The organism is Marinicella meishanensis, from assembly GCF_019931145.1.
GTDB lineage: Bacteria > Pseudomonadota > Gammaproteobacteria > Xanthomonadales > Marinicellaceae > Marinicella > Marinicella meishanensis.
This window is the reverse complement of record NZ_JAIOUV010000003.1, coordinates 135281-149337: the sequence shown is the minus strand read 5'-3', so window position 1 is coordinate 149337 and position 14057 is coordinate 135281. Positions and strand designations below refer to the sequence as shown.

Sequence of the window (14057 nt, the reverse complement as noted above, 5' to 3'; positions counted from 1 at the left end):
CCCATCAATCACCCGCTATGGTCATTTCCTCAAGCAACCAGGAACCGGTTTGAATTTTGGAACGCCGATCCACATCATCACCCACCGCCAACAGTTGGCGATACATGTCCTTCAGGTTGGCCGCAATGGTCAGCTCACTGACCGGGTATTGTACGGTCCCCCGCTCCACCCAAAAGCCTGCAGCGCCACGGGAATAATCGCCGGTCACCGCATTCACACCTTGTCCCATCAATGAGGTTACCCACAAGCCGGTGTCCATTTGTTTGAGCAGTTGTTCAGGTGTCGCGGTGGGGGCCTCAATTTGTAAGTTATGGGCGCCACCGGCGTTGCCCGTGGTTTGTAAGCCCAGGCGCCTGGCCGAATACACCGACAACAAAAAGCCCGCCAGCACACCCGAATCAATGAGGTGTCGTTGTTGGGTTTGCACCCCGTTGCTGTCAAAATTGCGACTGGCAAATCCAGCCGGTAAAAACGGGTCTTCATACAAACTGAACCACTCAGGAAACACCGCTTGATGCAAATCATCTTTCAAGAAGCTGGCTTCCTGATACAAGGCACTGCCGCTGATCGCACTCAAGGCATGGCCCAACAGCGATTTGGCACAGGACGGATCGAACAACACCGGTGCTTTGGTGGATTTGACCTTACGCGATCCCAAGCGAGACAAGGTGCGTTCAGCGGCCACCTCACCCAGTTGTGACATCGGCATCAATTGCTGGGCATCACGCACCGCATCCCACCAGTATTCACGCTCCATCACCCCATCTTGTGCGGCGATGGCGACCACACTGGCTGAGGCATTGGTGCCGCTTTTTTCACCCATGAATCCCGCACTGTTGGCATACAGGCTGTGACCCGAGCCCAACTGCAAATTGGCTTCATCTACACTGATCTCAATACCGGCCTGGCGCGCGTGATCAACCGCTCCTTGGTTCGCTTCCAAGGCCATTCCCACCAAGTCATCGGCCGCCAAAGTGGTAGGGTGGTTGGTCTGTAAGTCCTTGAAATCACGACAAAACAACTCGGCATCTGCCAAACCTGCGGCCGGATCGGCCTCGGTCAGGGAGGCAATGGCCAAGGCTTTTTCGATGGTCAGGGCGATGCTGTCGGCATCGACCACTGCGGTTGATGCAGAGCCTTTGGCTTGGTATTTATAAGCGGTGACCACCACCGATTTATCGTGGTTGTTTTCAATGGTGTCGACCTCTCCATTGCGGCAACTGACGGAAACACCAGCGCCTTCGGAATAAACCACTTCCGCGGCGGTGGCACCTTGTTGTTTGAGTTGGTCAAGAATTTGTTCTGCGAGTGTTTGTGACATGGGTTTGTTGTGCCTTGACGGGGTTGTTCTGAAGGCTGACAGTTTACAGGAAATGGCCGCCTTTAGAAACCAGCAAACCACACCGCCAGAGCCAGAATGCCGCAGGCCACAGGAAATCGTCTACAAGCGTCACGCGTTTTGGTATGATGTGGGCTTTGTTGCCACCACCTCAGACATGACCAAAGACCACCTTTCAGACCAGGCTGACAGCGAAGCCGTCATCAGCAAAACCAAGCGCAAACAAATGGTGCATGAGCTGAAGGACCTGGCCAAGGCCATTTGCGAGATGCCGCCGAAAAAAGTGGCCCAATTGGACTTACCTGAGGTGTTTTTGCAGGCCATGGCCGAAGCCAAGCGCATCACCAGCCACATTGCCAGAAAACGGCATTTTCAATATATGGGTAAATTGTTGCTCAAAGCCGACCCCATCAAAATCCAAGAGACCTTGGCCCAACTGGAACAAAGTGAAGGGCATTATCAGGTGCGTGATGCCGTGATCAACGCCTGGATTGAACTGTTTGCCGAGCATGAAAAAGCCTTGTTTGACCACCTGTACACCGACCATGGGCATGATGTGATCAATGCCTTGCGTCAGACTTTGAGAAACCATCGGCGCAAACCCGAACTAGCCGAGTTGCGCAAGAAACTATTCCAAGCCCTCAGAAAACTGGATCAACAACAGGAATTACCCAACCCGCAGACCCTGATTTGAGTCAGTATCACAGACTCAATCAGCCGAATCTGAAATCTTCAAGCCCACCCCAGGAATGGTGTGCAGCAGTTGTTGGTCAAACGGTTTGTCGATGGTTTTGCGCAAAATATACAGGTGACTGCGCAACACATCTGAGTCCGGAATCAAATCGCCCCACAGCTGTTGAGCCAATTGATCTTTGGTCACCACCTCGGGAGACTTTTTCATCAGAATTTTAAGGATCTGCAAGCCGGTTGGCGACACTTTGAGTTTTTGTTTGTCTCGGGTCACTTCCATGGTGCCCAAATCAAACACCAGGTCCCCCACTTTCATGGCCTTGCTGTCAAATTCACCGCGGTGGCGGCGGATCATGGCTTGTAAACGGGCAATCAACTCATCGGGATTGAATGGTTTGGCCAGGTAGTCATCAGCACCGGTGTCAAAACCTTTGATTTTGTCGCCAATTTGATCACGCGCGGTGAGCATGATGATCGGCACATCGGATTTGGCTTCTTTGCGGATTTTGTCGCAAATTTCAAAACCGTCAATACCCGGCAGCATGACGTCCAGCACAATGGCGTCATAGGGGTTGGTCACTGCCAAATGCAGGCCGGTGATGCCATCGGCGGCAAAGTCGATGGTGAATCCGGCCAGTTCCAGATGATCGGCTATGGTCTGTGCCAGCGCCGTGTGGTCTTCGACCAGGAGTATGTTGGTGCTTCTGTTTGTCATGTTGTTGCCTTTTGGGTTGATGCCAATATGTCCACTTCGGGCAAAGTCAGGATGGCCCGGGTCCAATGCCCTTCTTCACTTTCAAAGGCGATGTCCCATTGACATTGCCTGCAAATCATATCAACAATGGACAGGCCCAGTCCAAAACCTTTTTCTTCGCCGTGTTCATCGGCGCGGTAAAAAGGTTCCATGATGCGGGCCAGTTCGGCCGCACTCATGCCTTTGCCGTTGTCTTCGATGATGATCTGAGGACCATCAATTTGGACCGTGATCGAGGCCGGGTCCTGTGAGTATATACAGGCGTTGCGAACCAAATTACCGATCACTATGCTGAACAACTGTTCTGGCAGGTAGGCCTGAATCAGATGTTTGGGTTGCCAGTTGAGTTGTATTTCACGCGGGTCAAACAATCGAATGGTGTCAGCCACCGTGCTTTTCAAGAGGTCGTTGATCATCACCGGTTCTTCGCTGATGGCAATCACTTCGTCGCGTGACAACATCAACAATGCCTCGATCAAGGCCTGCATGTCTTCAATCATGGGCTGCATGCGGTTGACCAATTGTTGTCCCTTCTCGGTCAACTCCTGCCGCTTCAACAAAGACATGGAGCCACGCAACACCGTCAGCGGGGTGCGCAATTCATGCGAGGCATAGCGGGAAAAATTACGCTCGCGGTTGATCAACTCGGTGATGCGGGCAGAAAAATCTTCAAAAGCGTCAATCAATGTGTTGACGTCATGGTTGCCCACGACTTTGATGTCATCGAATTGCAAATCATGCAGTCCAGCGCGTGACACATTGGTGCTTTCTAAGCGGTTGACCAACTGCAACACCGGTGAAAAGGCACGCTTGGAAAACACATAAGAAATGAAGGCCGGCAAATAAACAATCAACAGCACGATGATCAACGGCGTGATGCCGAAATACAAAGCCAGTTTCGATACCTGTGCCTCTTCAAAGATCAAATACAGTTTGGCACCTTGTTGTTCGGTGACATAGGCAATGGGATTTTTGTCATTCAATTCAATGCGCTGGTATTGCTCAGTGATGCCTTGCAAGGCTTCAGGCACCATGGAATAATCATCGTCATACACCAAATAACCAGTCAAGTTCATGGTTTTGGGCAAAGGGAACTCCACATATTTCTCTTTGTGGGCCCAAAAGAATTCTGCCTCGCCAATCAAAGCCTCTTTGATCAACACGTCTTCGACCACTTTGGCCGCGCCGATGACGCCACCGACAGTGGCGATGCTGATGAATATGATTTGAAAGACAAAGACCTTGTTCAGGCGGCTGATCACACTGCCTTTGGCAGGCTTGGGTGATCGAACTTTACTGATCTGCAGGGTCATGCTTGTTTGCTGAACAGATAATGGGCCACCAGCCATTGGTTGCCGCCGTCATGACCGAACAATTCGGCGCAAGACATGAAAAAGATGCGCCAGCGTTGAAACCACAGCTTGGCATCTTCACCATAGACTTTTTCCATCACCGGCATGATTTGGGCCTTGTTTTGGTCCATGTTTTGCAGCCAGTGGTTGGCGGTTTTTTCATAATGCACACCAGAATTAAGCCATCTGCGTTCTATTTTAAGCTGTTGTTGGAAATGATAAAAGGTGTCAACCGCGGGCATTTGACCGCCACTGAAAAAATACTTGGCCATCCAGTTGTCATCACCCTCGGCGATGAACGGATACATCAAATAGCGGTGGGCGAATACATGCACGAACATTTTGCCATCGTCTTTGAGCCAACTGGCGATGTTGTTGAACAGGTTTTGGTAATTGCGCACATGTTCAAACATTTCAATCGAAATGACGCGATCGAATTGTTGGTGCAGTTCCAGCTCGTTGATGTCACAAGTGATGATGTTGACGTTGTTCAAGCCCCGGGCCTGGGCTTGGGCCATGATGTGACGCCGCTGTGAGTTGGAGTTGGACACCCCAGTGATTTTGGATCCGGGGAATTGTTCGGCCAAATACAAGGTGATGGAGCCCCAGCCGCAACCCAACTCAAGAATTTCTTGGCCATCGATGAATTGGCCCCGTTCCACGTACAAGGCCAACATGTTTTCTTCGGCTTGATCCAGCGATTCATTGCCGTGGTAATAACAAGCGGAGTACTTTTTGCGGGCACCCAAGGCATAACGGTAAAATTCGGCGTCCACTTCATAATGCTGTTCATTGGCCTTGTCGGTGTCAATGGCCAAGGCCGACTGCTTGATTTCAGTCAAAAACTCATGGTATTTTTGGTCACTGGCTTCGACGTCATCGGCGTGCTCCTCGCGCAGCCTTTGTTTGAGCAATTTACGGATCCCGGCACGCACCACAAAATCGGGTAAATGACCTCGTTCGATCCATTGAATCAGGGTTTTAATCATGGTTTGTTCTCCAGGGTATGAATGGGCTGGTTTGTTTCATGTAGCTGCGGTAGGCATCACCCCGTTTTTCCAAGGCCCGCTGTTCTGAATAAGGGATGCCGGTCAGCTTCAACAAAAACAACAGCATGATGGCCACCACCAATAAGGACCACTCAAAATATGGGTTGCCCCACAACAAAATGGGATAGACAAACCAGTGTAACCATTCAAAAAAGTAATTGGGGTGCCGCGAATAACGCCACAACCCCACATTGCACACTTCACTGGAATCGTGGTTGCGCTTAAAGCGCAGCAATTGTTTATCGGCCACCGTCACCCCCAGCAAGGCCAGCAAACCAATGACCGCGGCTGTGACCACTTTGACGGCATTCAATTCGGCGGCCACCAAGACCCAATAAGCAGTCAGTGAAAACAACACCGACAAGCCGGCTTGGAACATGAAAAAGGCCAAGAACTTGGCTTGGGTGCCTTGTGACCAATGGGCCCTGAGGTGTTGATAGCGGCTGTCTTCATGTGCCACGTCATAACGGTCTATCAGGTGCAACAACAAACGGCTGTACCAGATCACTGGGAACACGAACACCAGGATCATGTTCCAATCAGGAGACGGCACCGTGAACAAGTAGATCACCGCACATACAATGATGCCCAGGGTCCAGGCAATGTCCACCGAGTCGGCATTGCTGGTTTGCCGTTGGCGCAGCCAGGCCAGCAATTGCAACAGCACACAAGCCCCAGCGGCCCACACAATGGGGTGATCAAGCCACGGCATTGTCACGAGCCTCTTTGGCCTGGGTGAACCACACCAAAACCGCAAAATACAACAACCAGGTCAAACCGACAAAAGTCATGGCGTGCCAGAAGTCGTTGATCACCACGGCGCCCAATTTGGCCGCCGAATAGTAGCTCAAAGGAGCGCCGATCAGCATGAAGGTGCCGCCAATCAGAGGGTTTTGCAACAGCCATTGCAGCCCAACCCGCGCGGTGGCCGCAAAGCCCACCCACAAGAACAGGATCCACATCGGTGGCAAGAATGAAAATTGGTGCAGGGTCATTGGGTAAGTCAGGGTGCCTTGGTGGGCCAGAAAACCATCAAACAACAAGCCGCAAAGCACACTGAAAGCCATGATTTTAAGATCCAGTTTGCTGATGCCCTGATAAATAAACAGCACTGTCAACAGCAGCAACAACATCACAGCAGAAGGCCACAGCATGCCATTGGCTACCCCCAAAATGGTGGCAAACCACAGCATGTTCAGCAACATGACGTTCAGCAAAACCATCACTGAACTGCCAGCAGGGCAGGCCTGCGGTTGTTGGCTTTGGCAAACAACAGGTGCACGTCACTGATCGCCCGTTCGATGAAGCCGCCTTCGCAATAACAGAAATAAAAGCGCCACATGCGTTGGAAATCCAGCCCGTAACCGGCCCGTTCAATCGCTTCAATGTTGTCATTGAATTTGGCATGCCAGTCACGCAGGGTGTGGGCATAACTTTCACCAAAATCTTCCAAGTTAACCAACTTCATGGTGGTGCTGTTGGCATTGGCCGCGGCAATGGCGCCCACCGAAGGGATGAAGCTGCCTGGGAAAATGTATTTTTTGATGAAATCGACCGATTTCAAAGCCATTTCATAGCGGTGGTCTTCGATGGTGATGGCTTGGATCAAGGCCATGCCTTCTGGCTTAAGTAACTCATCGCATTTGCGCAAGTAGGTGGGCAGGTAGTGATGGCCGACCGCTTCAATCATTTCGATCGAGACCAATTTGTCATAAGTGCCGGTCAGCAAGCGATAGTCTTGCTTTAGCAGGGTGATCTGCGACTCCAGACCCTTTTCACGAATCAAGGCCTGGGCGTAATCATGCTGTTCTTCAGAAATGGTGGTGGTGGTGATACGACATCCGTAATTTTCTGCCGCATAAATGGCGAAACCGCCCCACCCGGTACCGATTTCAATCACGTGATCATCGGCTTGTAAGTCCAGTTTCTCACAGATGGTTTTCAGCTTACGCTCACTGGCCTCTTCCAAAGTGTCTGTGGGTGTTTGATAAATCGCTGATGAATACATCATGCGGGAATCCAAGAATTCTTTGAACAAATCGTTACCCAAATCATAATGGCCGGCGATGTTCTTTTTGCTGCCCTTGAGCGTGTTTTTGTTGAAAAAGTGTCCGACTTTCAACAGCGCATTTTTGAAGCGGGCGCTGCCCCCTTCCAGGTCATCCAGCAAATCGCGGTTGCGCACGAAGATGCGGATCAAAGCGGTCAAATCATCACAATCCCAGTCCCCGGCAATGTATGATTCAGCCGCCCCAATGCTGCCTTGGAATGCCACTTCGTTGTAAAAACGGTCGTTGTATAACCGCAGCTCAGCCCGCAAATCGGCATTCGGATCGCCATATTCAACACTGCCCTGCTGATCGGATATGGTCAAACAAGCTTGTTGGATGCGATCCAATTGCCGCAACACTTGTTTTTTGATGAACCGATTGATCACACCGGGTTTGGATTCGGTCTTGCGGACGAGTGTTTCAGTGCTGTTCATGGGGTTCATCTCCGGTTGTGTTGTTGCTTGTCTTGGCCAGATTTCATGGCTGGCTTGTGGTTATCAGGGTGGTCATAAAACGGGGTTTTTTTGAACCACAATTTGGCAGCCTGCCAATAAATTCCCAGCGACATCTTCCAGGGCTGGAACCACTTCATGAGCGGCTGGCTGTTGATGTTATTCTCCATGAGGGGTGTGATTTTCGTGTCTAAAACAACGTTCATCACATTCACGTCATTTTTATCCACCGCCATGGTGATGCCGATCCGCTCTGGACTGACTGTAAAGCGCCACCGGTAATGCATGTCCATGGCCATGAATGGTGAAATGTGGAATTGTTTGGCAAAACAGAACTCGTGGGTTTCACTCAAGGCATCGTGCGGCCGGCAATCGTGCCAATACAGGTGTTTTTCACCCCACGGGGTGTTGGTGATTTCGGAGACAATGTGGGTCAACCGCTGTTGTTCATAACAGAAATAAAAATTCACCGAATTGAAACCATAGCCCAAAAATCGTGGGTGGGTGAACAGCCACACCTGCCCATTGAATGCGGCACCAGTTTTCTGCGCCAGGAATTGTTGTAATTTTTCTTTGATGGGGCGTGACTCAGGGTTGATGTAATCGCGGTCATGTAGACTGAACAAGGCCCAACGGTTGTGACGCCATAACCTGGACTTCGTCATCCATTCAGACAATTGATCCAAATCAAACAAGCACCAACACATGTGGTACTTGAAACGGTGCCGGCGGGGTGTTTTGCGGTTGTGTATCACGTGGCCATGGGCGAATCCAGGGCGCATGCGGCTCAATTCAGCGATCATTTGTTCACTCATGTTCACGCTGACTGCCTCAACATTTGACTCACCTCAACCCCACTTCTGGCGCCGTCTTCATGAAAGCCCCAACCCAGATAGGCACCACAATAGTGGGTGTTGTTTTGGCCTTGCAAGGCTTGAATTTGTTGTTGCGACTGCAAGGTTTGGCGGGTGTAAATCGGGTGGTGATAGGTTTTGGTCAGCAACAATTGATCCGGATCAATGTATTCGTTTTGGTTCAATGAGACGATCACTGGCGTGTCACAAGGTAAGGACTGCAACAAATTCATGTAGTAATTCACGGTGCAGACCGGATTGTTGGCGGCGTGTTTGTTGACACTCCAGCTGGCCCAGGCCTGGCGGTTGCGTGGCAACAAACTGGCATCGGTGTGCAAGGCCATCTGGTTTTCCACATAAGGAATGCCAGCCAACGCCGATTGTTCGGCGGCGGTGGGGTCTTGCAACAGGCGCAAGGTGGTGTCGGTGTGGGTGGCGAACACCACCTGATCAAACACTTCAGTGCCCTGCTCAGTGGTGACCAACACTTGATTCGTCTCCCGTTTGACGCCCAAAACCGGGGTATGCAAGCGCACCTCACCGGTCATGTGATCGGCCATGGCTTGGACATAAGCCTGGGAGCCATGTTTGATGGTGCGCCATTCAGGCCGGTTATTGAGCTGCAACATTTGGTGGTTTTTCATGAACTGCAGCATGAACACCAAGGGATAATCATGCACCGTGGCGAAATCGCCCGACCACAAGGCACTGACCATGGGAATGATGTGTTCTTCGATGAAATAGTCACTGTAGCCATTGTCTTGCAAGTACGCCATGATGCCGACGTCGGTCCCTGAAGCCATGATGGCTTCTGCGGCCCCATAAAATCGTTTGATGTCCAACAACATGCGATAAAACTTGGGCTTGAACAAATTGGCTTTCTGACAAAACAAACTGCGCAGGTTGGTGGCGTTGTATTCCAAACCAGTGACCCTGTTGGACACCGCAAAACTCATGTCAGAGGGGATGGATTCCACCCCATATTTTTCCAACATGGCATTGAAATGCCGATACACGTCTTCATTGAACACAATGAACCCGGTGTCCACTTGAATGGTCTGGCCGTCGACCTCGATGGCATGGGTGTTGGCATGTCCACCGAGGTAATCGGCCGCTTCAAACAGCGTGTATTGGGCCCAATCATTGAGTTGGTCTGCCACCATCAGACCACTGATTCCCGCACCGATGATGGCCACTTTCATGGTTTGTGCCTGATCAGTTTTTTGTTCAACAATTCTTGATTGGGGTATTTCAAATCCCAAATCAAGCCAACCTTGTCCATCAGGTATAAGGCATAATAACTGACATCAATTTGCCACCACTTAAATCCTTGCTTGACCGATCCAGGGCAACAGTGGTGGTTGTTGTGCCAACCTTCACCCAGGGTCAAAATGGCCAACCAGAAATTGTTTTTGCTGTCGTCCTTGGTGGCGTATTCGCGGGAACCAAAAACATGGGCCAAAGAATTGATGCAATAAGTGATGTGTGACAACAACACCGTGGAGATGAAGTAGCCCCAAATGACCATTTGCCAGCCGGAGGTGCCCAATTGGGGCTGCCACGTTTGTAAGGCCGCGCCCAAAGCAAACAACAAGAAAGCGTAAATGATGGGAAACAAGATATCAAACCGATCGATGAATTTGAGTTCCGGATACTGCTCCAAATCGCGCACGTATTCGGACTTGGTGGCGAAGTTTTTCTTCATCAAAAACCACTTCAAATGACTGTGCCAAAACCCATCCTTGGGTGAATGGGTGTCGGCGTTTGAGTCGGCGTGGATGTGGTGATGGCGGTGGTGGGCGGCCCACCAAATGGGCCCACGTTGGGTGGCTGTGGCCCCCAAAGCGGCAAACAGGGCCTGCATCCAACGTGAAGTTTTGAATGACTTGTGCGAAAAATAGCGGTGGTAAAAAGCGGTGATGGCAAACATGCGCAATCCATAGGACAACACGCATACCAGCACAGCCACCCACGAAACCCCAACCACCATGACGAACAAACAAGCCAGGTGGATGGCGATGAAAGGAATGATTCGAGTGAGGTCAATGGCATCGGGATTGGTCAGTTGCTCAACCTGACTTTGGGTGTTGTCGAACCATTTGGTGATCGTTTTTTTCATGGGTCTTGTGGTTAACAGATGGGCCCATGATAGAAAGGGGTCGGTGAAGAAACTGTGAACCCTTGACCCTGACATTTTGGTTCACAATTTATCCACATGGCCACTGCTAACATGCGGCCTTAATTGATAAACACAGAGGTCCCATGAGATCCTTGATTGCAGTCATCTTGCTGTTGTGTGTCATGTATGCTTGCAGTCGTGCGCCTGAACTCAAACCCAACCGCACGGTCGATCAGTATCTGTCACACCTGGCCAACACCCCGGCCACCACCGAACAAGATGTGGAATACATTTTTGGCACCATCTTCACCGATTTTAAACAGGGTGCCACCGAGCAAAACATCCGCGCCGTTTATGCCGATGACATTTATTTCAATGACACCTTTAAAATCATCCACAACATCGATGATCTGGTGCATTACATGTCCGAATCAGCCAACAATGTGGAAAGCACCACCGTCGAAATCCTCGATGTGATTCATGCCAACCATGACTATTTTGTGCGTTGGGTGATGGACATCAGGGTCACCATCCAAGGCCGGGACGTGCATTCCCGTTCGATTGGCATGACCCAATTGCGTTTCAATGAAGCCGGTCAGGTGGTGTTTCACCAAGACTTTTGGGACTCATCCGAGGCGTTCTATGAACATTTGCCTTTTCTGGGTCGATTTGTTAAAAAAGTCAAAACCATGCTGTGAGTTGTGCCATGAATGATTTTTCCTCCATCCCCACCTGGGCTTTGATCTGTGGCTTGTTGTTGACCACCACCGGTCATGCGGCCAAATATTTACCGGGTCAAATTGAACACAACGACAGCGTCTATGAGCAGTGCAACAGTTTCACCTTGCGCTATGGTTTGGTCATCAAAGTGGCTGAAATTGGTTGGTACGCACCCAGTTGCGCTGAGTCCCCACCGATTTTGCAAGCCAGCAATAAAATCGTGCGATTTCACTACTTCAAAAACGTCAAAGCCGATTTTTTCAAACAGAGTGCGGCCGAATACTTTTTGAAAAATCTGCCTTCAGAGGCAGAAAAGCAACAATTGACCGCGGTGCTGAATGAATTCAACAGCGGCTACACCGACATTGCAGACGGCGAATATTTTGATTTGGTCCATTCCGCCGGCGACCAACTCAAATTATTCAAAAACGACCAGTTGCTGGCGGTGGCCAACAATGCACCATTCAGCCAACAATATTTCAACATTTGGTTTGGTCAGGAGCCGGTGATTGATCGCTTGAAATCGGCGTTCAGTGATTGCTCACAAAGCCGCATGACTTGTTGATCGATCAAACTTCGTGAACCACCCGGTTGCGGCCCAGGTCCTTGGCCCGATACATGCGCTGATCGGCCTGTCGCAACAAGCCTTCGATGGTTTCTGCCGGATCGCGGGTCAGGGCCACACCACTACTGACGGTGATGGATTCAAAACCCATCTGCGCCACGGTAATGTCGGCAGTGGCTTGGCGCACTGTTTCGGCCAAACCGATGGCGTCAGCCAGGTCATCGGTGACCATGAACACCACAAATTCTTCACCACCGATGCGAAAGATGGGAGCGTCAGCACCCGCCATGTTGCGCAACACCGCCGCAAAGCGCCGCAACACCTCATCGCCCACCGCATGCCCATGGCGGTCATTGATCTGTTTGAAATGATCCAAGTCAAACAACACCAGACTCAGCGCCAGGTGATCATCCATCGCAGCAGACAAATGTTCTTCAAACGACCGCTTCAACAAGGTGCGGTTGTACAAGCCTGTGAGGTGGTCATAGACGGCCTGCTTTCTGAGTTTGTCTTTGCTTTTTTGGTTGGTCAATTCGTAGGTATGGGACAAGATCCAAAACAATAAAGCGCTGAAAAACACATTGGCATAGGCCACCTGTTCATTGATGATGGGTTGTCCATGAAAACGTTGGTAATACAACCCAAAAGAGACCGAATAAAACAAGGCGGTGAGGATGAAGCCGCTTTTCACTCCCAGTAACAAGTAAGAAACCATGGGGATGACCAGGGCCCAAACAAATACGGTGGGGGATGATTTCTCCAGTGAAAATGCAAACATCATGACCGAAAAAAACATCAAAATGAACAGCAAGGCCACGACCCGGGCATTGGCCACCTGTTTGAGCCGGAGCAACAACACCAACAGCACCAGCGAGATCATGGCCACCAACAGCTCGGTCACAGCCAGGGCCACCTGCCCCCGTTGGTAATTCACCACAGCGAACACCACCGCGGCTACCACGGTGATCAACAAAAACACCAGCAAAACAGTCTTTTTGTGTTTATCCAAAGCTCGGGTCAAAACACACTCCTCACAACACCTGTTTCATGATATCGGAAATGCGGCACAATTGCCATTGACCTGTGAATGGATTGCCAGCAACACACCCAATTCCAAGACTGGGTTGAGCTGCTGGGTTTAAAGACTGGGTTTACAGGCTGTTGCGCAAGCCCAGTTCATACGGATAAGGTGACAAGTACTTTTGGTTCAGCAGGTATTCGATTTGGTAGATTTCGACATAGTGCTTGAGCATGGTGATCGGCACAATCAAGTGTATCTTTTGCTCTTTGTAGCGCTCAATCAACTTGATGATGGACATTTTAACTTCACTGGGCAGCTTGGATTTCAAAAAACCCAGCATGTGCAACAGCACATTCACGTGGTTGTTGATCTTGGCCACATGGGTCAAACAGGCGGTGAATAAGCCAAAATATTCAGCCATCACTTCGTCCATGGGCCGAACCCCGGCTTCGGCCACCAGTTGGCCCAGTTGGCGGTAGTGAACTTCGGAATGGGCTTGCAACAAAAACTTGTAGCGGGTGTGGAAAGCCACCAGGTTTTTGGGCTGTGGATCAGCCGCCACGTTTTGTTGCCAATCGTGGTTGGCAAACACCCGAATGATGAAGTTTTCACGCAAGCGAATGTCGTTCAAGCGGCCAGCCTCTTCCATCGGCAACAAGGGCCGATGTTGTTGCAACTGGTGGGCAAAGGCACCCATCGCTGGGTTGGTTTCGGGCATGCCATTTTCATTGTAAACTTTGACCCGGAACACCCCACAACTGGGCGACTTTTGCATGAATATGTAACCACACAAGTCGGTCAATTCCGGGGCCTTTTGATCGGCCAAAGCCCGCAGTTGGTCGGTGTAATCGCGGCTGTGGTCGGTGACATTCTTGACCCGGATCTGGCCTTTCTCATTGACCAAACGAATTGGCTCGCGGGGGATGCCCATGCCTATTTCCACTTCTGGACAAATGGGCACGAATTCGAACCATTCAGCCAGCACTTGACTGCAGAACGGTGAATTCTTGTGAGAGCCGTTGAAGCGCACGGCTTGCCCCAACAAACAGGCACTGATGCCAACTTTGATTTTTTTCATCGCGGGTTCCAAA

15 protein-coding genes are annotated in these 14057 nt (G+C 50.6%); 3 read left to right on the top strand and 12 right to left on the bottom strand.

Annotated features, from left to right (window positions below):
* Positions 1 to 4 precede the first annotated feature (4 nt).
* Complete coding sequence (pmbA, locus tag K7G70_RS05520) at positions 5 to 1321, bottom strand: metalloprotease PmbA (RefSeq protein WP_223787612.1); 1317 nt, start codon at positions 1319 to 1321, stop codon at positions 5 to 7.
* Between the two features lie 175 nt (positions 1322 to 1496).
* On the opposite strand from pmbA, the gene yjgA reads away from it, so the two are divergent.
* Entirely contained in the window at positions 1497 to 2033 is a 537-nt protein-coding gene (yjgA, locus tag K7G70_RS05515) for a ribosome biogenesis factor YjgA (RefSeq protein ID WP_223787611.1), read from the top strand.
* Positions 2034 to 2048: 15 nt separating this feature from the next.
* Here yjgA and K7G70_RS05510 read toward each other — a convergent pair whose 3' ends face one another.
* Genes K7G70_RS05510 through K7G70_RS05470 form a run of 9 tightly spaced genes read right to left on the bottom strand, consistent with a single transcriptional unit; the run spans position 2049 to position 10660 of the window.
* Complete coding sequence (locus K7G70_RS05510) at positions 2049 to 2744, bottom strand: response regulator transcription factor (RefSeq protein WP_223787610.1); 696 nt, start codon at positions 2742 to 2744, stop codon at positions 2049 to 2051.
* Entirely contained in the window at positions 2741 to 4096 is a 1356-nt protein-coding gene (locus tag K7G70_RS05505; RefSeq protein WP_223787609.1) for a sensor histidine kinase, read from the bottom strand. Before K7G70_RS05505 ends, K7G70_RS05510 begins: the two co-directional genes overlap by 4 nt.
* Positions 4093 to 5124, bottom strand: a complete 1032-nt coding sequence (locus K7G70_RS05500; RefSeq protein WP_223787608.1) for an SAM-dependent methyltransferase — start codon at positions 5122 to 5124, stop codon at positions 4093 to 4095. The genes K7G70_RS05505 and K7G70_RS05500 overlap by 4 nt, the downstream gene beginning before the upstream one ends.
* Entirely contained in the window at positions 5117 to 5896 is a 780-nt protein-coding gene (locus K7G70_RS05495) for a DUF1295 domain-containing protein (RefSeq protein WP_223787607.1), read from the bottom strand. The genes K7G70_RS05500 and K7G70_RS05495 overlap by 8 nt, the downstream gene beginning before the upstream one ends.
* Positions 5883 to 6389, bottom strand: coding sequence for a DUF2878 domain-containing protein (locus K7G70_RS05490; RefSeq protein ID WP_223787606.1), 507 nt, complete (start codon positions 6387 to 6389; stop codon positions 5883 to 5885). Before K7G70_RS05490 ends, K7G70_RS05495 begins: the two co-directional genes overlap by 14 nt.
* Before the next feature lie 17 nt (positions 6390 to 6406).
* Complete coding sequence (locus K7G70_RS05485; protein WP_223787605.1) at positions 6407 to 7669, bottom strand: SAM-dependent methyltransferase; 1263 nt, start codon at positions 7667 to 7669, stop codon at positions 6407 to 6409.
* A 5-nt stretch (positions 7670 to 7674) separates the two neighbouring features.
* The gene (locus K7G70_RS05480; protein WP_223787604.1) at positions 7675 to 8502 is read right to left on the bottom strand and encodes a DUF1365 domain-containing protein; all 828 of its coding nucleotides are present in this window, start codon (positions 8500 to 8502) and stop codon (positions 7675 to 7677) included.
* Positions 8503 to 8504: 2 nt separating this feature from the next.
* Positions 8505 to 9743 carry an NAD(P)/FAD-dependent oxidoreductase gene (locus tag K7G70_RS05475; RefSeq protein WP_223787603.1) on the bottom strand — a complete coding sequence of 413 codons (1239 nt, stop codon included), beginning with the start codon at positions 9741 to 9743 and terminating at the stop codon, positions 8505 to 8507.
* Positions 9740 to 10660 (bottom strand): acyl-CoA desaturase, encoded by a 921-nt coding sequence (locus tag K7G70_RS05470; RefSeq protein WP_223787602.1) that lies wholly within the window; start codon positions 10658 to 10660, stop codon positions 9740 to 9742. Before K7G70_RS05470 ends, K7G70_RS05475 begins: the two co-directional genes overlap by 4 nt.
* A 143-nt stretch (positions 10661 to 10803) precedes the next feature.
* On the opposite strand from K7G70_RS05470, the gene K7G70_RS05465 reads away from it, so the two are divergent.
* Complete coding sequence (locus K7G70_RS05465) at positions 10804 to 11358, top strand: nuclear transport factor 2 family protein (protein ID WP_223787601.1); 555 nt, start codon at positions 10804 to 10806, stop codon at positions 11356 to 11358.
* An 8-nt stretch (positions 11359 to 11366) separates the two neighbouring features.
* Complete coding sequence (locus tag K7G70_RS05460) at positions 11367 to 11945, top strand: chalcone isomerase family protein (RefSeq protein ID WP_223787600.1); 579 nt, start codon at positions 11367 to 11369, stop codon at positions 11943 to 11945.
* A gap of 4 nt (positions 11946 to 11949) precedes the next feature.
* Here the strand turns inward: K7G70_RS05460 and K7G70_RS05455 are convergent, their stop codons facing one another.
* A complete protein-coding gene (locus K7G70_RS05455) occupies positions 11950 to 12966 on the bottom strand; it encodes a GGDEF domain-containing protein (protein ID WP_223787599.1) in 1017 nt (338 codons plus the stop codon).
* A gap of 130 nt (positions 12967 to 13096) precedes the next feature.
* Positions 13097 to 14044, bottom strand: a complete 948-nt coding sequence (locus K7G70_RS05450; protein WP_223787598.1) for a DUF523 and DUF1722 domain-containing protein — start codon at positions 14042 to 14044, stop codon at positions 13097 to 13099.
* Positions 14045 to 14057 lie beyond the last annotated feature (13 nt).

Coding starts and splice junctions, on each gene's coding strand:
- K7G70_RS05500 (WP_223787608.1), bottom strand. CDS start 5,124: ATGATTAAAACCCTGATTCAATGGATCGAACGAGGTCATTTACCCGAT.
- pmbA (WP_223787612.1), bottom strand. CDS start 1,321: ATGTCACAAACACTCGCAGAACAAATTCTTGACCAACTCAAACAACAA.
- yjgA (WP_223787611.1), top strand. CDS start 1,497: ATGACCAAAGACCACCTTTCAGACCAGGCTGACAGCGAAGCCGTCATC.
- K7G70_RS05495 (WP_223787607.1), bottom strand. CDS start 5,896: ATGCCGTGGCTTGATCACCCCATTGTGTGGGCCGCTGGGGCTTGTGTG.
- K7G70_RS05480 (WP_223787604.1), bottom strand. CDS start 8,502: ATGAGTGAACAAATGATCGCTGAATTGAGCCGCATGCGCCCTGGATTC.
- K7G70_RS05510 (WP_223787610.1), bottom strand. CDS start 2,744: ATGACAAACAGAAGCACCAACATACTCCTGGTCGAAGACCACACGGCG.
- K7G70_RS05505 (WP_223787609.1), bottom strand. CDS start 4,096: ATGACCCTGCAGATCAGTAAAGTTCGATCACCCAAGCCTGCCAAAGGC.
- K7G70_RS05470 (WP_223787602.1), bottom strand. CDS start 10,660: ATGAAAAAAACGATCACCAAATGGTTCGACAACACCCAAAGTCAGGTT.
- K7G70_RS05465 (WP_223787601.1), top strand. CDS start 10,804: ATGAGATCCTTGATTGCAGTCATCTTGCTGTTGTGTGTCATGTATGCT.
- K7G70_RS05485 (WP_223787605.1), bottom strand. CDS start 7,669: ATGAACAGCACTGAAACACTCGTCCGCAAGACCGAATCCAAACCCGGT.
- K7G70_RS05490 (WP_223787606.1), bottom strand. CDS start 6,389: ATGTTGCTGAACATGCTGTGGTTTGCCACCATTTTGGGGGTAGCCAAT.
- K7G70_RS05450 (WP_223787598.1), bottom strand. CDS start 14,044: ATGAAAAAAATCAAAGTTGGCATCAGTGCCTGTTTGTTGGGGCAAGCC.
- K7G70_RS05475 (WP_223787603.1), bottom strand. CDS start 9,743: ATGAAAGTGGCCATCATCGGTGCGGGAATCAGTGGTCTGATGGTGGCA.
- K7G70_RS05460 (WP_223787600.1), top strand. CDS start 11,367: ATGAATGATTTTTCCTCCATCCCCACCTGGGCTTTGATCTGTGGCTTG.